Below are 19,310 nucleotides of genomic sequence, written 5' to 3'. Positions count from 1 at the left end.
ATTTGTTTTGTAAAAGCTATTGACTATATTTTTCTACAATATAATGATGTAATAATCTATCTAAAACAGCATTAACATTAGTATTATCTTGAAAGATTTTACACCATTTTGAAAACTCGATTAAACTATGTTGATGAATTCTTTGAAATTATCAGACAAAGGTATAAAATTAATTCTGTAATTGGTACTAAAAACACCCATTTAAGAATAGGATAATATATTTGGAGATGAGGTAGTAGCAGCTGCTATAATAAATAGGCTTATTCACCATTCCCATATATTTAAGATAAATGGTAAAAGTTACAGAATAAAAAGTTTACAAGAAGTAAAAGAGGCTTAAATTTAACTGGGGAATTATTGTACCTTTAACAAATACTAATTTAACTTTAAATTCACTACTAAATTGTCTTTTTTTATTCTTCATTTTTACACCTTTTTTTTACTATGTTATCATATTTTTTATTTTATTAAAAAATTTTTTGTCTTTTTTCTTGGGGTATTATAGTATTATAAATTTGGTATTAATTTTTTTATGGCAGAGTTTACTTTGGGCTCTCTAATTAAAGTGATATGACCCAGTATTGTGAATAATAGCTTATTTGTTTGCTTAACCTTTTTTATGTGAAATAATATTAGGATAAAATAATTTAGAATATTAAACTAAAATTTAAATGGTATACAAAAAATCGCTTTTTAAAGTACTTACAATTAATATGAAATTGGGTTGTGAATAATATTTTTAAGATATTTACCAAGGATAAAAAACTTGACAGCTATAATGGCTTTAATCATAATATTGTATGCTGAACTCATTTTTTTATGCTCATATTTTAAAAATGTCTAGTTTTTCTATCTGTTTAAGGCAATTTAGTTTAAATAAAGTCAAAAAAAATATCTTTTTTTATTTTTTTTTATATTTAATTATTTTTTCTCTTGTCGCATGTAATGGTAATGAAGATTTCAAAGAAATAGATCTTTCAAAAACCCAAAAAATTTCCATCAGTGATAAAAATCTTAAAAATGTTGATAATAATACAATATACGTTGGATTTGATCTGAGATGGGAACCTACAGAAGATGTAGCATTTTATATGCCCCTTATAAAATATCTGGAGGCAAAAACAGGGTTTAACTATAAAATAAAAGTACCTAGAAACTATCCAGATAATATACACATGTTAGGTAAAGGTAGCATTGATATATCTTTAATGGGGACAGTGAGTTGTTTACTATCTGGCAGTAAATATGGCTCATACCCAATCGTTTTCGGACTAAATGGTCAAAGTCAACCTTATTATAAAGGAGCCATAATCAAAAAGGCTGGTAACAAAACTATAAATAGCTTAAAAGATATTAAACACAAAAAATTTGTTTTTGGTAATAAATATTCAACTCAAGGTTACCTTATCCCAAGAAAAATGCTTGAAGATGCAGGAATATACCTAAAAGATTTGGAATATGAATTTTCAGACTCTCATAAAGATGTGGTAAACAAAGTTGTAAATGGGTTTGCAGATGCAGGTGCAATTCAGGATAAGTTAGCTTTTAAGATGGCAGAAGAGGGGATTTTAGATATAGTAAAACTATCAAAACCTTTTCCATCAAGTACGGTTTGTGTATCCCCATATTTATCATCAGCTAAAAAAAATATAATAAAAGCTGCTCTTTTGGAATTTAATCCCAAAAATGGCTTTAAAAGTGATTTATGGAAATTTACGGAAATGGAAAATGGATTTACAGATGCTGAAAATGTTAGGTTTGGAGACCTTATGTCTTTAATAAATAAATATTACAATCTAAAATGAAGTTTAAACTAAAGCTTTTTCTATCAATGCTTTTTGTAGTTTTAGCAATATCATTTGGAATCTTCTTTATGGTCTCAAACTATACAAAAATTTCTATGAGGGAAGAGGCTGATAAAATTTCAATATCTTTTGCTAAAGTAACTGCAAATATGATTGCTAATGACCTTCTCCTTTCTGACTTACTTAAAATTGAAAAGAGTCTTTCAAAAATAAAAAAAACAAATAATGGCATTGAGTATATCTATATTTTAGATGAAAACAGAAATATTCTGGTATCAACTTTCGGAGAATATATTCCAGTTGGTATTGAAACCTGGAATAATTTAGAAGGCAAAGATACTAATGTAGTTCTTTTAAAAAATAAAAAAGAAATTATCCATGATGTGGGCGTTAAAATTATTGATAACCTTGATTATGAAATGCACTTAGGTTTTACTGAAAATAGTATTGAATTTTTATTTAAACGAGTTATGGATAAATTTATACAATATATTATTTTAATTGTAATTATAGTATTAATATTGTCTTATTTATTAAGTAATTTTTTAACAAAACCTTTGAGCGATTTGTACCATTTTGCTAATAAGCTTATGAATAAAGAGTTTGGTGTAACTACTACCCCATCAGGCTCTCTTGAAGTAAGAAAAATTATTGAAACTTTAAATAACCTTTCTATAGAATTAAAAAGATACCATGATAATTTTAAACACACATTTAATAATCTTTTACTTACAGAAAAAATAAGTGCTTTTAATACACTTAAATCAGGTATTTTACATGAAATAAAAAGCTCCATTACTTCAATAAAATTATTAGTGAGTGGACTTAACGAGAATAATATAAAAAACGATGATATAGCTATTATAAGAGATGAAACTAATAACATAGAAGAACTTTTAAAAAAGCTTACTGGGCAGTTTGTTGTTTCAGAAATAGATATAGGTTTTGTAAATATTCATGAGATTATTGAAAATGTTTTGATGGAATTTAAAGACTCTATTTTGCAGAAAAAGGTAGCAGTTAATTATAATCAGAGTTCAGAAATAAAATATATAAAAGGTTATTTTCCTCTTTTAGAACTTCTTTTTTATAATTTAGTTAGAAATTCATTAGAGGCGATTGAAAGTAACGGTTTTATAAATATAAGCACAAAATATCTAGATGAAGGTGTTGAAATAATTTTTTCTGATAGCGGAAAAGGCATTTCAACTGTTAACTTAAGTAAAGTTTTTGATCCTTTTTTCACAACAAAAAAAGATGGAACAGGGATGGGGCTTTATATAGTATACAACATCGTTAAAATCCATTATGGTGATATTGCTGTGGAAAGCAAAGCCAATTTAACTTCATTTAGAATATTGTTAAGAGGAACAATATGAACGTTTTAGTTATAGATGATCAAAAATCAATCTGTTATTCATTGCGTAGATTACTTGAACAAAAGGGAATGCATGTAGTATTGGCTTATGATGGAACAAGTGGACTTAAACTCTTTTATGGGAATATTTTTGATATAATTTTTTTAGATGTGAAGCTCCCTGATATTGATGGTTTGGAACTTTTAGAAAAATTATCATCGTCAAATTTTGCAGAATCAAATACTAAAGTGATTGTGATGACAGCTTTTCACGAAACTGATATCGCTATAGATGCAATGAAAAAAGGAGCATTTGATTATATACTAAAACCTTTTGATAGTGACCAGCTCAACAGTATTATTTCAAATATTTTAAAAGAAGATAAAGAACAAGACTTTGGTACTTATTTGTGTGTACAAAATGATAATGATTGTAATGAAAAGATAATTAGCAACTCAACTCACATGTTGGATACAATCAAAAAGATTGGGAAGATATCTCAGACAGATGAATCTGTTTTAATCACAGGTGAAACAGGTACGGGTAAAGAAATAGTAGCAAAAGCTTTACACAATTTTTCGAAGAGAAGAAACAAAAATTTTGTAGCAATAAATTGTAGTTCTATTCCGGCTGATCTTCTTGAAAGTGAACTTTTTGGTTATGAAAAGGGGGCTTTTACTGGTGCTTCCAATGACCATATAGGGAAACTAGAATTTGCAGAAGGGGGGACTGTATTTTTGGATGAAATAGGGGATATGCCCTTAACTTTGCAAGCTAAAATTTTAAGGGTTTTACAGGAGAGAGAAATTGTAAAACTTGGCAGTAATAAAATAAAGAAAATTAATGTTAGATTTATTGCAGCTACAAATAGAAATATACCAGAACTTGTTAATTTGAAACTATTTAGAAATGATTTATATTATCGCTTGAACACATTTGAAATAAATTTAAAACCACTTAGAGAAAGAAAAGATGATATTATTCCATTATGTAAATACTTCTTGAGTAAGTATGCTGACAGGAAGATAAAATTAACACAGAAAGCGGCAGATAAGCTAATTAAATATGATTACCCTGGGAATATTAGAGAGTTGGAAAATATTATTAAAAGAGCAGTCATAAATGGTTCAGATGTAATTCATGCGGATGATATAGCAATTATCAATGAGTCTCAAAAAGAAGATTTGGCTTTTGCTTCTTTGTTATCTGAGTATGAAGAATTGATAGAAAGTAATGGTTTAAATGATTTCATATTGAAAATAGAGGAAAATATAGCAAATAGCTTTTATATTAAATATGGAAAGAACCAGGTTTTAACAGCAGATAAGCTTAAAGTGTCACGCAATAAATTGAGAAAGTTACTTGGTTTAGATGACTAATCTAACTGTTCATTATTATAACAATTTACTGTTGCCAATTTGAACAATCTATAATTATCATTTTAATCAATCCGCTTAAATACTAGATTTGAGCAAAATACTCATTGGCATACTACTTGCTCCTAATTTCTAACTTAGGAGGTGCTTATGAGTAAAAAATATGCATTTATTGTGGATTTAAGAAAGTGTGTTGGTTGCGGCAGTTGCCAAGTAACATGTAAACAGGAAAATGAGGTTCCTTTTGGCTCTTTTAGATCAAGAGTCGATTATGCAGACATTGGAAAATATCCTACACCTAAAAGATTCTTTTTTCCAAAGCTCTGTAATCATTGTGACAACCCACCATGTTTATCTCCATGTCCGGTAAAAGGAGCAACTTATAAAAGAAAGGATGGAACAGTTGTTGTTGACAGAGATCTCTGTTTAGGTTGCGGAAGATGTGCCGATGCATGTCCATACGGTGCAAGATACCTAAATAAAAATATTAATATCAAAAATGACCCAGCAAAATATCCAAAAGTGGAAGAGGTTAAAGGTAAAACTAAAAAATCATTATTTGTTATTGATAAATGTGATTTCTGTTTTCACAGGATTGCTGCTGGGATTGAAGAACCTGCGTGTGTAAGAAATTGCCCTGGTAAAGCCAGATATTTTGGTGACCTAAATGACCCTAATAGTACAGTTTCAAAGCTATTAAAAACTGTAAAAGGTGCTAAATGGAATGAAGAATTTGGTACAAAACCTAGAGTGACATATTTTATTAAAGACTTTAAGGTGTTTGAAGTAGCTGACAAAGAAATAAACAGGGAGGTATAGGTTATGAAAATAAGTAGAAGAAATTTTCTAAAATCATCCGCAGCAGCTGCTACTATTGCCGCAATAAACGCTAAATCTGGAGATGTTCTTGCCAAAATCTCCCCAAAAGAAGCCGGAATTATAAAAGAAGAGCTAAAAAATTATAAAAAAGTTTTTAGTGCTGATGCTATGTGCCCTGCCGAGTGTGGTCTTGAGTTTTGGTCAAAAGGTGGAAACCTATGGAAGATTTATGGGAACAAAGATGTTCCTATGAATGATGGAACTTGTTGTGCTAAAGCCGCATCTATTCCCCAGCTGGTATATTCACCTTACAGGATAAAGCACCCAATGATAAGAACAGGCGAAAGAGGAAGTGGACAATTTAAAAAAGTTAGTTGGGACGAAGCAATAGACTTTATTGCAAAAAAACTTACCAAAATCAAAAAAGAATATGGTGCTGAATCTGTTATGATGAATACTGGAGATGTAACGGACAGAGATCAATACTGGAGATTGTTTTTTGCATGGGGAACTCCAAACTGTGTTGAGCATGGTGCAATTTGTGATACTCCTAGAAGACATGGTCCAAAACTTATCTTAGGTGGTAAAAGAATTCAGCCTGACATAATGAGACCTCTCTTAATAAGGGATAAAAAAGGTAATCTGACTAAAAATTATGACTACAAAACAAAACTTATAATTTATAACGGTTGGAACCCTTTTGTATCAACTAGAATTTACTATGAAAATAGAGGTACTGTTGAGGCAAAACTTAAGAATGGATGTAAGGTTGTTGTAATTGATCCTTCATATTCCAATACTGCAACTGCCGCAGACCAGTGGCTTGCACCACGTGCAGGAACTGATGGTGACCTTTTCGGTGCAATGTTAAGATATATTATTGAAAATGATAACCCTAATAATCCTGATAGAAGATATATCGACTGGAATATGAAAAAATATGTTAAAGGTTGGGATAAATTTTTTGATGAATTTAAAAGCTGGTTTAACAAAAAGGACCCAATAAATAATCTTAGCTATTTTTCTCTTGAGTGGGCTAGCGATAGAACAGGGCTTACGATAGACCAGATAAGAAATTTAGCTCATGATTTTGGGATAACCAAACCTGCAACACTTGTATGGGGTATGCAATCTCCTGGGCACCATTATAATGGATATTGTGCCTCAATTATTGGTACGGTGTTGAATGTAATTACCGGTAACTTTGATGCTCCAGGAGGAGCCATTGATACAGAAATAGTTAAAGCCAGCAAAGGTGGAAGTGCCAAAGGTGCGCAGTTTAAAAAAAGAAAAATAAAAAAAGTTATAAATGGCAAAGAGGTAGAAGGCGAAGTCGAACATCTTCACAAAGATGCTTATGGTGATCAGTACCCTTCAGCATGGGATGATGTTGTAGCCGATATACCTGATAGAATATTTAAAGGTGTAAACATTACTTATGGACCTTTTAAAGGGCATAAATATCCATTTAAAGGTTATATTTTAAGAACAGGAAATTCACTAATAACCGCTTCTAATCCCGAAGCTTGGAAAAAAGCATTTACAGCTAAAGATTCAAATGGTGAATATAAACTTGAACTTTCTGTAGTGATAGATTCAATCTTTTTAGAAAGTGCACTTTATGCTGATGTAATTCTTCCAGAAGCAAGTTTTGTTGAAAGGATGTCGTTGAGTGATATTTATCCATCACACCCTGTGTTATATTTAAGAGATGAGGTTATTAAACCTCTTTATGAAAGTAAAAAACCAACAGAAATAATGAATATGCTTGCTAAAAGACTTGTGGAACTTGGTGATAAGGATTTAAAAGGAGAAGATTTTTGGCTGAAATATAACTCAGAGGAAGATTTCGTGAATGAAATGTTAGCAGTCTCGCCAGGAAAGTTAAATGTCGGCACACCACTTCCATATCCTAAGTATCCAGAAGGTTATAAAATCTTAGGAACACCAGAGTCATTAGAAAAAGGTGAAGTAGAAATAGATCATAAGAAAAAAGTAATTAAAGGAAAACCCCTCACAGTTGAATGGCTGAGAAAGAATAAAGGCGTAGCTGTATGGCCAATGAGCTATTACAGGTATAAAAAAGTTGGTAGCGATGAACCTAACAAAGCTTTTCCAAAGACAGATTCTAAACTAATTGAGTTTGTTTGGGATTATGAGGATAGTGGAAAGAGAAAAGGAAGATACTCTAAGTACAATAAGCGTATTGAGGAATCAAAAGTTATACCAGCAGGGCTAAAAGAGATAGGCTTAGAAAAGTTTCCAAAAACATTTTACTGGTTTGAAACTATTTGGAATCCTTACACTAATTTGAAATACAAAAGATTTGAAAATGAGTATCCATTCCAGGTTATAAATGGCCGAGTTCACCATGCTATGACAGGTACTCAAATGGCAACATTTCTATCTGAGATAAAAGTTGAGGGTACATGGCAACCGCTAAATGATGAAATTAAAGACATAACTGTAGATGTTTTACCTGGAGCTAAATATAAAGCTAAAGAACAAGTATTTGAGAAAAACAGTTATTCAGTTGGCACAATATGGATGAATGAAGATGATGCAAAAGAGCTAAACTTAAAAACAGGTGATTTGGTTGAAATTGAAAATCCCCTTGGTTTTTCAACAAGAGGCAAAATATTTGCATCAGGTGGAATAAGACCAAAAGTTATTAAAATTGCATTTGGCACTGGTGGTAGGTTTGTTAAGGAAATTGGTCCTCTTTACAAAGTTAAAGGGACTACCCCTTTGGCTAACCTAATGACTGATCCAAATGGAAGGTCACCTATTATGGGATTTCCTACGTTTGCAGATATGATTGCTAGGATAAAGAAAGTATAAAATTTAATTGAGGGCAGTTTAAGGCTGCCCCCCCTTATATTTTTATGGAGGCATAGATGCAGTTCTTAAATGAAGAAACAATTTTTATTATAGATTTCCTTCAATTATTTTTGAAAAATAATTTAAATAGCGAAATTATTAATGACTTAAAAAAGATACCTTTAGATGATGTTTGTGATGATGATATTAAAGAAATTTTGTTATACATAGGCCAAAATTCTGCTGAAGTAGTAGAAGAAGAACTTAATTTTGACTATGTTAAACTTTTTACTCATCCAAAGGATTTCAATACATTTCCAATTGCTTCATACCATTTAAGTGAAAACAAAACTGTTGTCTCTAAAATAACAGAAGAAATAAAATTTGAATATATTGAAGATAATTTTATATTATCAGATAATTTTAAATATGGAGAAGACCATTTAGTTGCTATTCTTGAATATATCAAGAATTCTAAGGATAAAGAGAAATTAAATATATTTTTAGAAAAATATTTCTATCCATGGATTACAAAATTCAGTAAAGCAATGTATGAAAATGCAGACACAATAGTATATAAAAAAATAGCTAAGTTAACCGAAAAACTTGCAGATGACATTAGGTTAGTCTCGTATACTTGATAAGTAAATTTATAGATACCCACGGGTAAATCCGGGGGTATCTATAAAAATTTATTATCTTGTTCTGCTATGTTCGAATATGATGGACTATATCAGACATTTTACGTCCCTCTCACGGCCCCAAGCTTAAAATGGATTTTAAAAAATGAAGTTTAACAAGGTGTTAGTAATTTAATAAACGGAGAGAGAGGGATTTGAACCCTCGGTACCGCGATTAACGGTACACTCGCTTAGCAGGCGAGCGCCTTCGACCATACTCGGCCATCTCTCCTAAAAAAAATGGCGGAGGGAGTAGGATTCGAACCCACGGTAGGGGGCTACCCTACAACGGTTTTCAAGACCGCCGCCTTAAGCCAGACTCGGCCATCCCTCCGCTAATTTCTGCGGAAAGTTTATATAATATAATTTAATTTATATTTCAAGTATTTTTTATACTTAATTTTATTTTTTGACACTACCCTTTGGTTTTAAAATATATGTTGCAGTGTGGCTTTTCAAAAGTGTATCCGCAGCCTTTAGTATATCATTCTTACTGACACTTCTTAGCAAATCAATATATTTGTCCATAAAGTCATAACCAAGGCCAACAGTTTCAAAAAAAGATGAATACCATGCCACTTTGGAGTTTGTCTGAGACTCATTTAAAATTCTACCTATTACATAATTTTTAACACTTTCCAGTTTTTCATTATCAACAATATCATTAACCTGACCAAGTAAATTTTTCATTGTATCTATACTATCCTTGACGTTAGAATAATCCAAACCTATAAAGCCAACCCACCTTGAATTGCAAATCCTTGATGGGTAAAAAGCTCCAACAGAATATGCATACCCTTTTTCTTTTCTAAGCTTTTCAAAATATACGGAGCTCATCCCCCCACCCATTAAGTCAGATAATATTTTAAGGGAAATATACTGGCTGCTCAAAGCATTGGGGGCATCAAAACCAATAAATAACTTAGCTTGTTGAATTTTATCATCAGTTTCTTCCATAAATCTGTCTTCATTAATTTTTGAAGCAGAGCAATCTATTGTTATTTTTTCCCCTTTAGGAAGCTTAGTAAATATTTTTTTAATTTTCTTGACATCCTGCCCATTAAACTTGCCAGCTACACTTACAACCATATCTGAAGCAACAATGTTTTTCTCATAGTATTTTTTAACATCATCAATATTCAACTTGCCAACAGACTCAGTCGTCCCAAGGCTGTCCATAGAATAAGTAAAACCTTCATAGGAAAGTCTATTAAACCCTTTCATTGCCAAACTGTTAGGATTATCTTTAATGCTTTCGATAGATTTTAAAATTAACTCCTTTTCTACATTAAAAATTTTAATATCAAAGTTAGGAGAATTAATAAATTCATCCAGCTCTTCAAATACAAGGCTAAGATTTTCATAAGGAACGGAAAGAGAAAACTCTAAATAGTCATTTGTAACTGAGGCACCAATAGAACCACCATAAAATTCCACTTTATCAAGTAATTTACTGCTTTTTACCCAAACATCAGAAAAAAGATTACCTATACCATTATCTTCAGAAGTTTCCCTAAATAATCCTCCCTTAATAAACATTGATATGGTAATAGTATCCGTATAACCCCTTTCAATTGTCACAAACTTCCCGCCATTATCAAGCATAACCACCTCACCAGCAAACAAAATTTTAAAACATAATAGAAATATTATTAAAAACAACTTTTTCATAGTGCATCCTTTTTTGCAATTTATCAAAAAGATTAGAAACAACCTTAAAGAGTTCAATCGAAAATAATAACTTTTCTGCCTTCAACTTTTATTTTATCTTCTACCAAAAGTTTTACAGCCATTGGATATATTTTGTGTTCATATTTTAAAATTCTATCTGAAAGAGTTTCCACAGTGTCGTCTTGCTTAACTTCAACAACAGCCTGCAATATAATAGGTCCGTTATCGACCTTGGCGTCAACAAAGTGCACCGTACAGCCAGTAAACTTTACTCCATATTCAAGAGCTTGCTTTTGTGCATTCAATCCGGGAAAGCTTGGCAAAAGAGAAGGATGAATATTAATAATTTTGTTTTCAAAAGCATTTACAAATTCTTCGCTAATAATTCGCATAAAACCTGCAAGGCAAATAATATCTACATTTGCATTTTTCAAAATTTTAACAAGCTCTAAATCATAACCTTTTCTATCACCAAAATCTTTTGGATTTACAAATATTGCATTAAGTCCATTATCTCTTGCAAATTCAAGACCTTTAGCCTCTTTTTTATCGCTTATTACTACTGATATCTCAGCATCTTTAATAAAACCTGAGTTTATAGCTTCATATATAGCCTTGAAATTGCTTCCTCGACCACTCAATAAGATGGCAATTCTCTTCAAAAGTCTACCCCTTTGACTACCACTTCATTACCTTTATACACTTCACCTATCTTGAAAATATTATTATTATTGCCACTTAACAACTTTTCCCCTTCAAAAGGGTCAACAATTAACACAAACCCTATACCCATATTAAAGACTCTGAACAACTCTTTTTCTTCAACAAGATTTAGGGATTTTAGATAATCGTAATGGAGCAAGTTTGGCATATTTCCCGGATAAATCTTTGCTGACAATCCGTTTGGCATCACACGTGGTATATTTTCATAAAAACCACCACCGGTTATATGCACCATACCTTTTATTTTAGCACATGTTTCAATAAGATTAAGAATTTCTTTTACATAAATTTTTGTAGGTGTTAACAATAATTCATTCAAAGTAACACCGGGGGCAACTTCTTCATCCCCTTTCATTTTTAACTCTTTAAAAAATATTTTCCTTAAAAGGGAGTAGCCGTTACTATGGAATCCACTTGATGATAAACCCAAAAGCCAATCACCCTCTTTTATACCTTTACCATTAATTATTTTAGGCTTATCAACAACACCTACAGCAAAACCTGCCAAATCAAAATCACCATCCTGATACATATCAGGCATTTCAGCAGTTTCCCCGCCTAAAAGCGAAGCATTAGCCTGCTTGCACCCTTCAACAATACCCTCTAAAACCTTCACTGATTTATCTGCACTTAACTTCCCTGTTGCAATATAATCCAAAAAAAACAGAGGCCTTGCCCCTGTCACTATTAAGTCATTTACACACATTGCCACAAGGTCAATGCCAACCGTATCTAATATTCCTGATTCTATAGCCACTTTTAATTTGGTCCCAACACCATCTGTTGAAGACACAAGCATGGGATATTCCATATTCTTTGCAAAAGGGATAGCGTAAAATCCGGCAAAACCACCAATGCCTTCCGGAACATTTTCATCAAAAGTGGAAGCAACAATCCCTTTTATTTTATTAACAAAAAGATTCCCCTCATCAATATTGACGCCTGCATCATTGTATTTTATTTTTTTGTTCATTGGTATTACTCACCTTTTTTAAGCTTTTCAATTTCCTCTATGATTAATTTTTCTGCCATATCAGGAACTATTTCCCAAATCACCTTTTCCAAATTTTTTGAAATCACTTCTCTTACCACGTCACGAAGAAAATCTAAATCTATTGAATCTTCTATAACTTTCTTAATCATCTCTTTATCTATATGCAGCTTTTCCCCTTCAACACTCTCTAAAAAATCTTCTTTGGCAACATCCTCTTCAGTAAATTGAATTTCAGTATCCTCTGTCAACGAATCCTTTTCTTCCAACTCTGCCCCAAACTCTACCTCATCAGGCATATCGACTGTCAGCTCGTCAGCTACATCCTGTGCATCAATATTTTCATCAATATTAACATCGCTCTTTTCTTCATCAACAAATGTTTTGTCAAAAGATTCATCAAAATCTTCATCTAAAACTTTCTCTTCTTCTACAAGCTCTTGTAATGAGTCAACAACACCTTCATCAGCTTCACTTGCAGGCACTTCTTCCAGTAAGTCTTTATCTTCATCATCTTTTACATCTTCAAGTTCACCAAAAATATCACTTAAATCAGAATCTTCTTTTTGTTCAGTAGTAGCTTCTTCCGAAATTATCTCGAGCTCTTCATCTTCTTTAGTACTGCTTTCTTCAACTAAATCTGATAATATATCCTCAGAAATTGATTCACTTGCTGTTAAGTCTTCACTCCCCTTTTCTTCTGTCAATACAGCGTCAAAAAGATCTTCTTCAGTTTTATCTTCCGTTTTTACATCATCAAAAATATCTTCCAATTCAACAGACTCACTTGACTCTAATGACTCTTCAAGCTCAACATCCTGCTTTTTATCTTCGACTAAATCTTCTGAAGGAGCATTTTCAGCCAACAAATCATCAAAGTCTTCAAACTGAGTCTCTTTCTCAACAGTCTCTTCAGAATCAATTGATGCCAGCAATTCTTCAACTGCACTATCTTTTTCAACTGAAGGCTCAACCTCATTGTTTGACCCTTCTACCTCTGCTGCAACCGCCTGCCCAAACTTTTCCAATTTTTCTTCAAGCAAGGAAGAGTTAAAAGGCTTAACAATAAAGTCATCAGCATTTGTAGCACTTAAATTACTCTCATTAAAATGGTCAAAAGCCCCCACTAAAAGGATAACAGATGCACCGGTTTCTGACTTTAACCTGGAAACATATTCATTAAGCTTTATCCCTTCAAGTTTATTATCAAGAAGAACTATATCGGGATTAAAACTTTTTATCTTCCCTTCGGCATCTTCAGCAGAAAACACCTTCTCTACTTCATACTTTTCCTCATCTACAGACAAATCAATTACCCTGTGAATAGTCATGCTGTCGTCAATAAGAAGGACTTTTTTCTTCATAATCTACCTCTATTATTTTGTCAAAATCTATTAAGTAATATATCACATCATTGTACTTAACCATCCCCTTAATAAACTCTATCACAAAAATTTCTTTTTCAAAAGGGAATACTTCGCCTATTTCAGATACTTCAATAACTTTTTCAACCAATAATCCCATTATTTTATCATCCCGTCCAATAAAAATAACCTCTTCAGATGAATTCCCCACATTAAGAAGCTTCTTAAAATCAAGATTTTTAATCTCCTTCAGGTCATCTTTTACATCTTTTCTGCTGGCAACGTGGAGAATATCTCTTACATCAACTATAAAATGAAAATCTCCTTGTTTAAATTTAAGCCCTTTCAAAAATTACCTCTCTTATTTTTTCTTTAATTTTATCTTCATTTAACGGTTTAATTAAAAAATCGTTTGCCCCAAGTTCAAAGGCCTTATTTTTATGTTTTTCTGTAGCCCTTGATGTTAAAACAAATATTGAAGTAGAATTATCACGATAGTAATTCCTAATCTTATCAATTAGTTCATAACCGTTCAGCACAGGCATCTCCAAGTCGGTTATTATTAAATCATATCTCCTCTTTTCAAGTTTTTCAAGTGCATTGGCACCATCGTAAGCTTCGTCCACCGCCAAGTTCATGTCAGAAATGATAGAACTTAAAAACTTCCTAATACTGATAGAATCATCCACAATTAATACACTATTAGGAATATATGTTTTCCCTGTACTTTTTGGCTGGTCTGTTGTGGTTTTGCTATAATTTAGAGTTCCTTCTGTTTTTTCTTCTATAAGCCTTATAGGATCAATAATCAGCCTTACCTCACCACTTGGACTTATAGTTGCACCGGTTATATGTTTTAAACCTTCAACTATTCTACCCAACTTTTTTGTTACAGCAGTTTCTCTTCCGATGATTTCATCTACTGTAATTATGTAAGGTTTTTTTATACCTTCAACAATTATTCCTACACTACCGTCCTCAAACTGGGCATTTTCAACCTGCTTTAATAACACACCAAGATCGTGAATTTCATGTATTTCGTCCCGTATTTTATAAAAAAAACGTCCGCCTATCTTTTTTACATTTGATGTATCTATATTAAAAGATTCATAAACCGAAATGATGGGGATAGAAAATGCCTGAGAGTTTTCCCGCAATAAAAGATATTCTGAAATCAAAAGAGTAACAGGCACACTAAGTTGTATACATAGTCCTTTGCCTTCTTTATTTATAACAGATATATTACCATCAAGACTTTCTACTTGTTTTTTTACAACATCAAGCCCTACACCACGCCCTGAAATTTCAGATGATCCTTCTTTTGTAGAAAAACCAGGTAAAAATATATAATTAAGCAGTTTATCTGCCCTCATATTTTTGGCTTCATATTCTGGCAATAAACCCTTCTGGATTACTTTTTCCCTTATAAGCTCAAGATTTAGCCCACTGCCATCATCTTCAACTTCCAAAATAACATATCTCCCCTCACGTTTTGCCTTTAGATAGATGTTACCTTCTTCATCCTTCTCCTTTTGTTTTCTAATATCAGAGTTTTCTATACCGTGAGAAATAGAATTCCTTACTATATGAATAAAAGATTCTGTCAGAGCATCAATAAGTGTCTTATCAAGCTCAACTTTCTCTCCTATAATATGTACTTTAACTTTCTTATTTTCTGCAATCGCCGCACTTCTTGCCGCTCTTGTAGCTGCACTGAAAAGTCTATCAATCGGAACAAGTCTTATTGATGTTAACCCTTTCTGAATACTATCTGTTACTCTGTTTACATAACTAATTTCTTCGGAAAAAGATTCAAAATTCTTAAAAATTTCATCAATACTCATTACGATATCATTACCAATCTCCTGAAGACGTCTTGAAAGTATATTAAAGTGGTCATACCTATCAAATTCACCCTCTGAAAAACCATCTAAGAGTTCTTCAGAATAACTTTTAGCCAACTCATTTTCAGAAGATAATGTATATGAGTACTTGTCTTCAAATTCCCTAATAATCTGAACAAGCCTATTTTTTGTGTATTCAAGATTACTACTTAAGTCTTGGATTGCTTTTACCCTTTCATTCTGCCTGTTTTTATTGGTAATAAGCTCCCCTGCCAAGTTTAATAAACTATCAATTTTATTCAGCTTTACCCTTATATAACTGTCAAACGCCTGCTCGCCAATTTGAGTAAAATTTTCATCAGCTCTTTCCAGTATCTCTGTTCTTGAAGGTTTTATCTTAGTCTGTTTTTTAACAGTGGGGGATTCTGACAAATTTTCATTAACAGATAAAGGAGCTATTTTTGAAATATTATCAATTTTAGCCAAAAGTTCTTCATACAAACTTTGACCTAAGTCATCCTTTTTCGACTTAACCTCATTGTTAAATTTTTCAAAAATTTCCACTAAAGTAGTCGTTATCCCCTGATCAATTTTTCTTTTCCCGGTTCTAAATTCATCTAAAAAATCTTCCAATTTATGTGCCACACTCGATACATTGATAAAGCCCACCATTGCAGCAGAACCTTTGATAGTATGGGTGCTGCGAAACATCTCATCAATTATAGACCAATTTTCAGGATTCTGCTCAAGCACCAAGAGACCATTTAAAATGGTCTCAAAGTGCTCTTCACTTTCCATCAAGAAAAACTCAATCAGTTCCTGCTTGTTAATTTTAGCCATTTTTATACTCTAAATTTATCTACTGCTTCCTTAAACATTTCAGCCAATTGAGACAGAGTTGCAACAATCATATTTGTCTGTTTCACACCTTCAACTGTGCCTTCTGCAATCTCCCTAACCTTTTCAATTGATACAGCTACATTGTTTGCCTCTTCAGCCTGGTTAATAATTTCAAGAGAAATCTCTCTAATCGAATCCCTTGCCCTTACTAATGCTTCATTGATATCTTTCAATGAGTTACCTGCTTTTTCAGCCAAATCAGAACTATGCTCGATATTTACCGTACTCTCCTCAACAAGTTTTACTGTCTCGGATGTTTCTACCTGAATAGATTTAATAAGCTCAGCAATCTCCTTAGTAGCCTTCGTACTTCTTTCTGCAAGCTTTCTAATCTCATCTGCAACAACCGCAAAACCATGGCCATATTCTCCAGCCCTTGCAGCCTCTATAGCAGCATTAAGTGCAAGAAGGTTTGTCTGGTTGGAAATTTCACTAATAACATTTGTAATATCACCAATCTCAAGAGACCTTTCGCCAAGGCTCTTAACCTTTTTAGAAGCAAGCTGAGAATACCTCTTAACATTCAACATTGCATCAACTGTTTCATCAAGCATAGCAAGCCCTTTTTCTGCTGCTTCAGAAGCACTTGCCGTAACTTCAACCGTTTCTTCAGACTTTGTAGCAGAAGCCTGGCTATTTTTCTTAAATACCGTAATGACCTCATAAGTCTTATTCAATTCTTCAATCTGAATATTCGCACCTTCACTTGTTTTTTCAGCTGCCATAAGCAACTTTTCGGTAGCATCAACAATGGAGTCACCCGCACTCTTAATATCGTTAATAAGCTCCCTAATATTGCCTGTCATCATATTAAATGCATCTGCAACCGCGCCAAGTTCATCAGCAGTTACTTCCGCTTCAACAGTCAAGTTACCTTCAGCAGCCTCAGAAACTACATCCATTAGATTTATTGCTTGGTTTTGCAGGCGTTTTCTATCTTCATCTGTTTGAATATAACCTGAAATCCTGTCAAGCATCTCATTAAAACCTTCCGCAAGACTTCCAAGCTCATCTGATGTTTTTGAAGCAACCCTAATATCATATTCCCCTTCCATTACCCTTTGCATAGCATTGTTAAGCTCAAAAACAGGGGATAAAGATCTCCTCATAAGCACTATAGTTACCAAGAAAATTATGAGCGCCAAAACTGCCGTAATGCCTATAGAGAACAAACCACCTTTTTGAATACTGGCAAGTTTATAATTTTTATTTTTAAGCATACCTACGTAAAACTCAGTTTTCTTAAAACTCAACTTACCAAAAGATGCAAAAAATGGCTGTCCTTGAACAATAACCTCTTTTTCTATGAACTTATCCACTTTCAAAACAGGCTTTATTTCATTGAAAAGTGCGGTAAATTCAGGCTTCTTTTCATAAAGCATTCTGTCACCAAACAGAGGATTAAGAACTAAGTTTCCGTCAGCGTCATAAACAACCGTAAAACCGTAATTAATAAGCCCTTCTTCCTTGGTATGGCAATTAGCACAACTTCTCTGGGCTTCATGAAACTTCATTTTTGTAAACTCAGAGTTAGCAAAACCGAGCAGATAATTACCATCCACAACTGCCACAAGTGCCCCGTAAATACCATTTTCATCCCCTACAGGTGAGTAATATACAACATAAGGGGTCTCTTTAGTCAAATACGACTCGACATAATATTCGTTAAGCTTTAGGTCTTCATAATATATAATTTCATCAAGAGGCGGCAACTTAATCTCTTTTTTGGAAGCTTCACCGATAATATTATAATCCAAATCTACAAGATAAACAGAGGACACATCTGTGTATGTGCTTAAAAATCTATCCATCTCACCAGTAATCACACTTTGCTTAACTTTACCTTGTAAAGCCGTTTTTAAAAGTGGTGATATGGTAAAAGTCCTAATAATACTACCCACCTCTTTGTCCTTATCTTCAATCCTTTTAAATGTCCCATCAACCCTTGTAGTTAAATCTTCAAGGATGTTTTTAACTTCAGTCTTAACAGAATTTGAGTAAACGATGTAACTCGCAGTAAAAGAAACAAGAGCAATAACAACAAGCAATAACAAAACAATCTTGGACAACAAACTAAACTTAACACCTCTTTCTGCCATAACCAACCTCACTTAATTTTATAATCAAAATAAATTTTACTTAAATCCAAAACACCTACCAATAGGCCGTCAACATCAACATATTCGTAAAAAAAATCTTCTTTTTCTTCAACTTCCTTGGCAATCTGTTCCTTACCTACTTCTATAATTTGTTGAGCTTCATCCACAAAAATACCTAATAATTCACCCTCAACATCAACAATAACAAATCTGCTTGCAATAGTTTTCTTCACCTCGCTTACGTTAAGCTTCTCACGAAGATCAATTATTACAACTATTTCCCCTCTAAGATATAATGCTCCTAAAATTTTATGATCAGTTCCAGGGATATTTGCAATTGTAGTTAACGGAACAAGCTCTCTGACTTTGTCAAGCTCAATCAAAAATTTTTTAGAACCAACCATACATACTACGAACTTTTTTAGTCCAACTGGTTTTTCTACAACAGGTAAGCCCTTTGCCTTTTTTAACAAGACTTGTTTTATCACTTAACAAACCTCTTGACAGTCTGAATAAGTTCTTCAATTTGAAAAGGCTTAACAATGTAATCATCGGCCCCCTGCTTTTTGCCCCAAAATTTATCACTATCCTGTCCTTTAGATGTTACTAATATAACCGGAATATCTTTAGTAAAGTCACTCTTTTTAATCTCTCTACAAATCTGATATCCGTTTTTTCCGGGCATTACCACATCGAGCAGCACACAGTCAAACTTTTCACCATCAAGTGCCTTCAGTCCCGCTTCACCATCATTAGCTAACACTACACTATACCCTTCAGCCTCAAGTGCTTTTTTTATAATTTCCCTTTCGGTTAAACTATCATCTACTACCAAAATTTTAGCCATATATACCCCCTAA

16 protein-coding genes and 2 tRNA genes are annotated in these 19,310 nt (G+C 32.7%); 7 read left to right on the top strand and 11 right to left on the bottom strand.

The features are described 5' to 3' along the window. Positions 1 to 217 precede the first annotated feature (217 nt). The 7 genes from LF845_RS12070 (at position 218) to LF845_RS07930 (ending at position 8,819) form a co-directional block, all read left to right on the top strand. Complete coding sequence (locus LF845_RS12070; RefSeq protein WP_423220576.1) at positions 218 to 340, top strand: ATP-binding protein; 123 nt, start codon at positions 218 to 220, stop codon at positions 338 to 340. A 460-nt stretch (positions 341 to 800) separates the two neighbouring features. After that, positions 801 to 1,805 (top strand): PhnD/SsuA/transferrin family substrate-binding protein, encoded by a 1,005-nt coding sequence (locus LF845_RS07955; protein ID WP_242820479.1) that lies wholly within the window; start codon positions 801 to 803, stop codon positions 1,803 to 1,805. Beyond that, positions 1,802 to 3,184, top strand: a complete 1,383-nt coding sequence (locus tag LF845_RS07950) for a sensor histidine kinase (protein WP_242820478.1) — start codon at positions 1,802 to 1,804, stop codon at positions 3,182 to 3,184. The genes LF845_RS07955 and LF845_RS07950 overlap by 4 nt, the downstream gene beginning before the upstream one ends. Beyond that, the gene (locus LF845_RS07945) at positions 3,181 to 4,542 is read left to right on the top strand and encodes a sigma-54-dependent transcriptional regulator (RefSeq protein WP_242820477.1); all 1,362 of its coding nucleotides are present in this window, start codon (positions 3,181 to 3,183) and stop codon (positions 4,540 to 4,542) included. The genes LF845_RS07950 and LF845_RS07945 overlap by 4 nt, the downstream gene beginning before the upstream one ends. A gap of 147 nt (positions 4,543 to 4,689) precedes the next feature. Continuing rightward, entirely contained in the window at positions 4,690 to 5,358 is a 669-nt protein-coding gene (locus LF845_RS07940; RefSeq protein ID WP_242820476.1) for a 4Fe-4S dicluster domain-containing protein, read from the top strand. Positions 5,359 to 5,361: 3 nt separating this feature from the next. After that, positions 5,362 to 8,199 carry a molybdopterin-containing oxidoreductase family protein gene (locus LF845_RS07935; RefSeq protein WP_242820475.1) on the top strand — a complete coding sequence of 946 codons (2,838 nt, stop codon included), beginning with the start codon at positions 5,362 to 5,364 and terminating at the stop codon, positions 8,197 to 8,199. Between the two features lie 56 nt (positions 8,200 to 8,255). After that, positions 8,256 to 8,819, top strand: coding sequence for a TorD/DmsD family molecular chaperone (locus LF845_RS07930; protein ID WP_242820474.1), 564 nt, complete (start codon positions 8,256 to 8,258; stop codon positions 8,817 to 8,819). Positions 8,820 to 8,998: 179 nt separating this feature from the next. On the opposite strand, the gene LF845_RS07925 is transcribed toward LF845_RS07930, so the two are convergent. The 11 genes from LF845_RS07925 to LF845_RS07875 form a co-directional block, all read right to left on the bottom strand. Beyond that, positions 8,999 to 9,090 (bottom strand) — tRNA-Ser (locus tag LF845_RS07925). A gap of 9 nt (positions 9,091 to 9,099) precedes the next feature. Then, a tRNA-Ser gene (locus tag LF845_RS07920) sits at positions 9,100 to 9,192 on the bottom strand. Positions 9,193 to 9,260: 68 nt separating this feature from the next. Further along, positions 9,261 to 10,529 carry a M16 family metallopeptidase gene (locus LF845_RS07915; RefSeq protein WP_242820473.1) on the bottom strand — a complete coding sequence of 423 codons (1,269 nt, stop codon included), beginning with the start codon at positions 10,527 to 10,529 and terminating at the stop codon, positions 9,261 to 9,263. 53 nt (positions 10,530 to 10,582) lie between these two features. Then, a complete protein-coding gene (purN, locus tag LF845_RS07910) occupies positions 10,583 to 11,191 on the bottom strand; it encodes a phosphoribosylglycinamide formyltransferase (RefSeq protein ID WP_242820472.1) in 609 nt (202 codons plus the stop codon). Next, positions 11,188 to 12,213, bottom strand: a complete 1,026-nt coding sequence (gene purM / locus LF845_RS07905; RefSeq protein WP_423220575.1) for a phosphoribosylformylglycinamidine cyclo-ligase — start codon at positions 12,211 to 12,213, stop codon at positions 11,188 to 11,190. The genes purN and purM overlap by 4 nt, the downstream gene beginning before the upstream one ends. A 17-nt stretch (positions 12,214 to 12,230) precedes the next feature. Then, entirely contained in the window at positions 12,231 to 13,607 is a 1,377-nt protein-coding gene (locus LF845_RS07900; protein ID WP_242820470.1) for a response regulator, read from the bottom strand. Beyond that, positions 13,582 to 13,956, bottom strand: coding sequence for a CheW domain-containing protein (locus tag LF845_RS07895; protein WP_242820469.1), 375 nt, complete (start codon positions 13,954 to 13,956; stop codon positions 13,582 to 13,584). Before LF845_RS07895 ends, LF845_RS07900 begins: the two co-directional genes overlap by 26 nt. After that, positions 13,943 to 16,291: a hybrid sensor histidine kinase/response regulator gene (locus LF845_RS07890; RefSeq protein ID WP_242820468.1), complete on the bottom strand. Its 2,349-nt coding sequence runs from the start codon at positions 16,289 to 16,291 to the stop codon at positions 13,943 to 13,945. Before LF845_RS07890 ends, LF845_RS07895 begins: the two co-directional genes overlap by 14 nt. Before the next feature lie 2 nt (positions 16,292 to 16,293). Beyond that, a complete protein-coding gene (locus LF845_RS07885) occupies positions 16,294 to 18,450 on the bottom strand; it encodes a methyl-accepting chemotaxis protein (RefSeq protein WP_242820467.1) in 2,157 nt (718 codons plus the stop codon). A gap of 8 nt (positions 18,451 to 18,458) precedes the next feature. Beyond that, positions 18,459 to 18,938 carry a chemotaxis protein CheW gene (locus LF845_RS07880; RefSeq protein WP_242820466.1) on the bottom strand — a complete coding sequence of 160 codons (480 nt, stop codon included), beginning with the start codon at positions 18,936 to 18,938 and terminating at the stop codon, positions 18,459 to 18,461. Continuing rightward, entirely contained in the window at positions 18,935 to 19,297 is a 363-nt protein-coding gene (locus LF845_RS07875) for a response regulator transcription factor (protein WP_242820465.1), read from the bottom strand. The genes LF845_RS07880 and LF845_RS07875 overlap by 4 nt, the downstream gene beginning before the upstream one ends. Positions 19,298 to 19,310: the final 13 nt, after the last annotated feature.

Origin of the sequence: Deferrivibrio essentukiensis, assembly GCF_020480685.1 — a bacterium.
GTDB lineage: Bacteria > Chrysiogenota > Deferribacteres > Deferribacterales > Deferrivibrionaceae > Deferrivibrio > Deferrivibrio essentukiensis.
The sequence above is the reverse complement of the archived record's forward strand: the minus strand, read 5'-3'. Positions and strand labels throughout refer to the sequence as shown.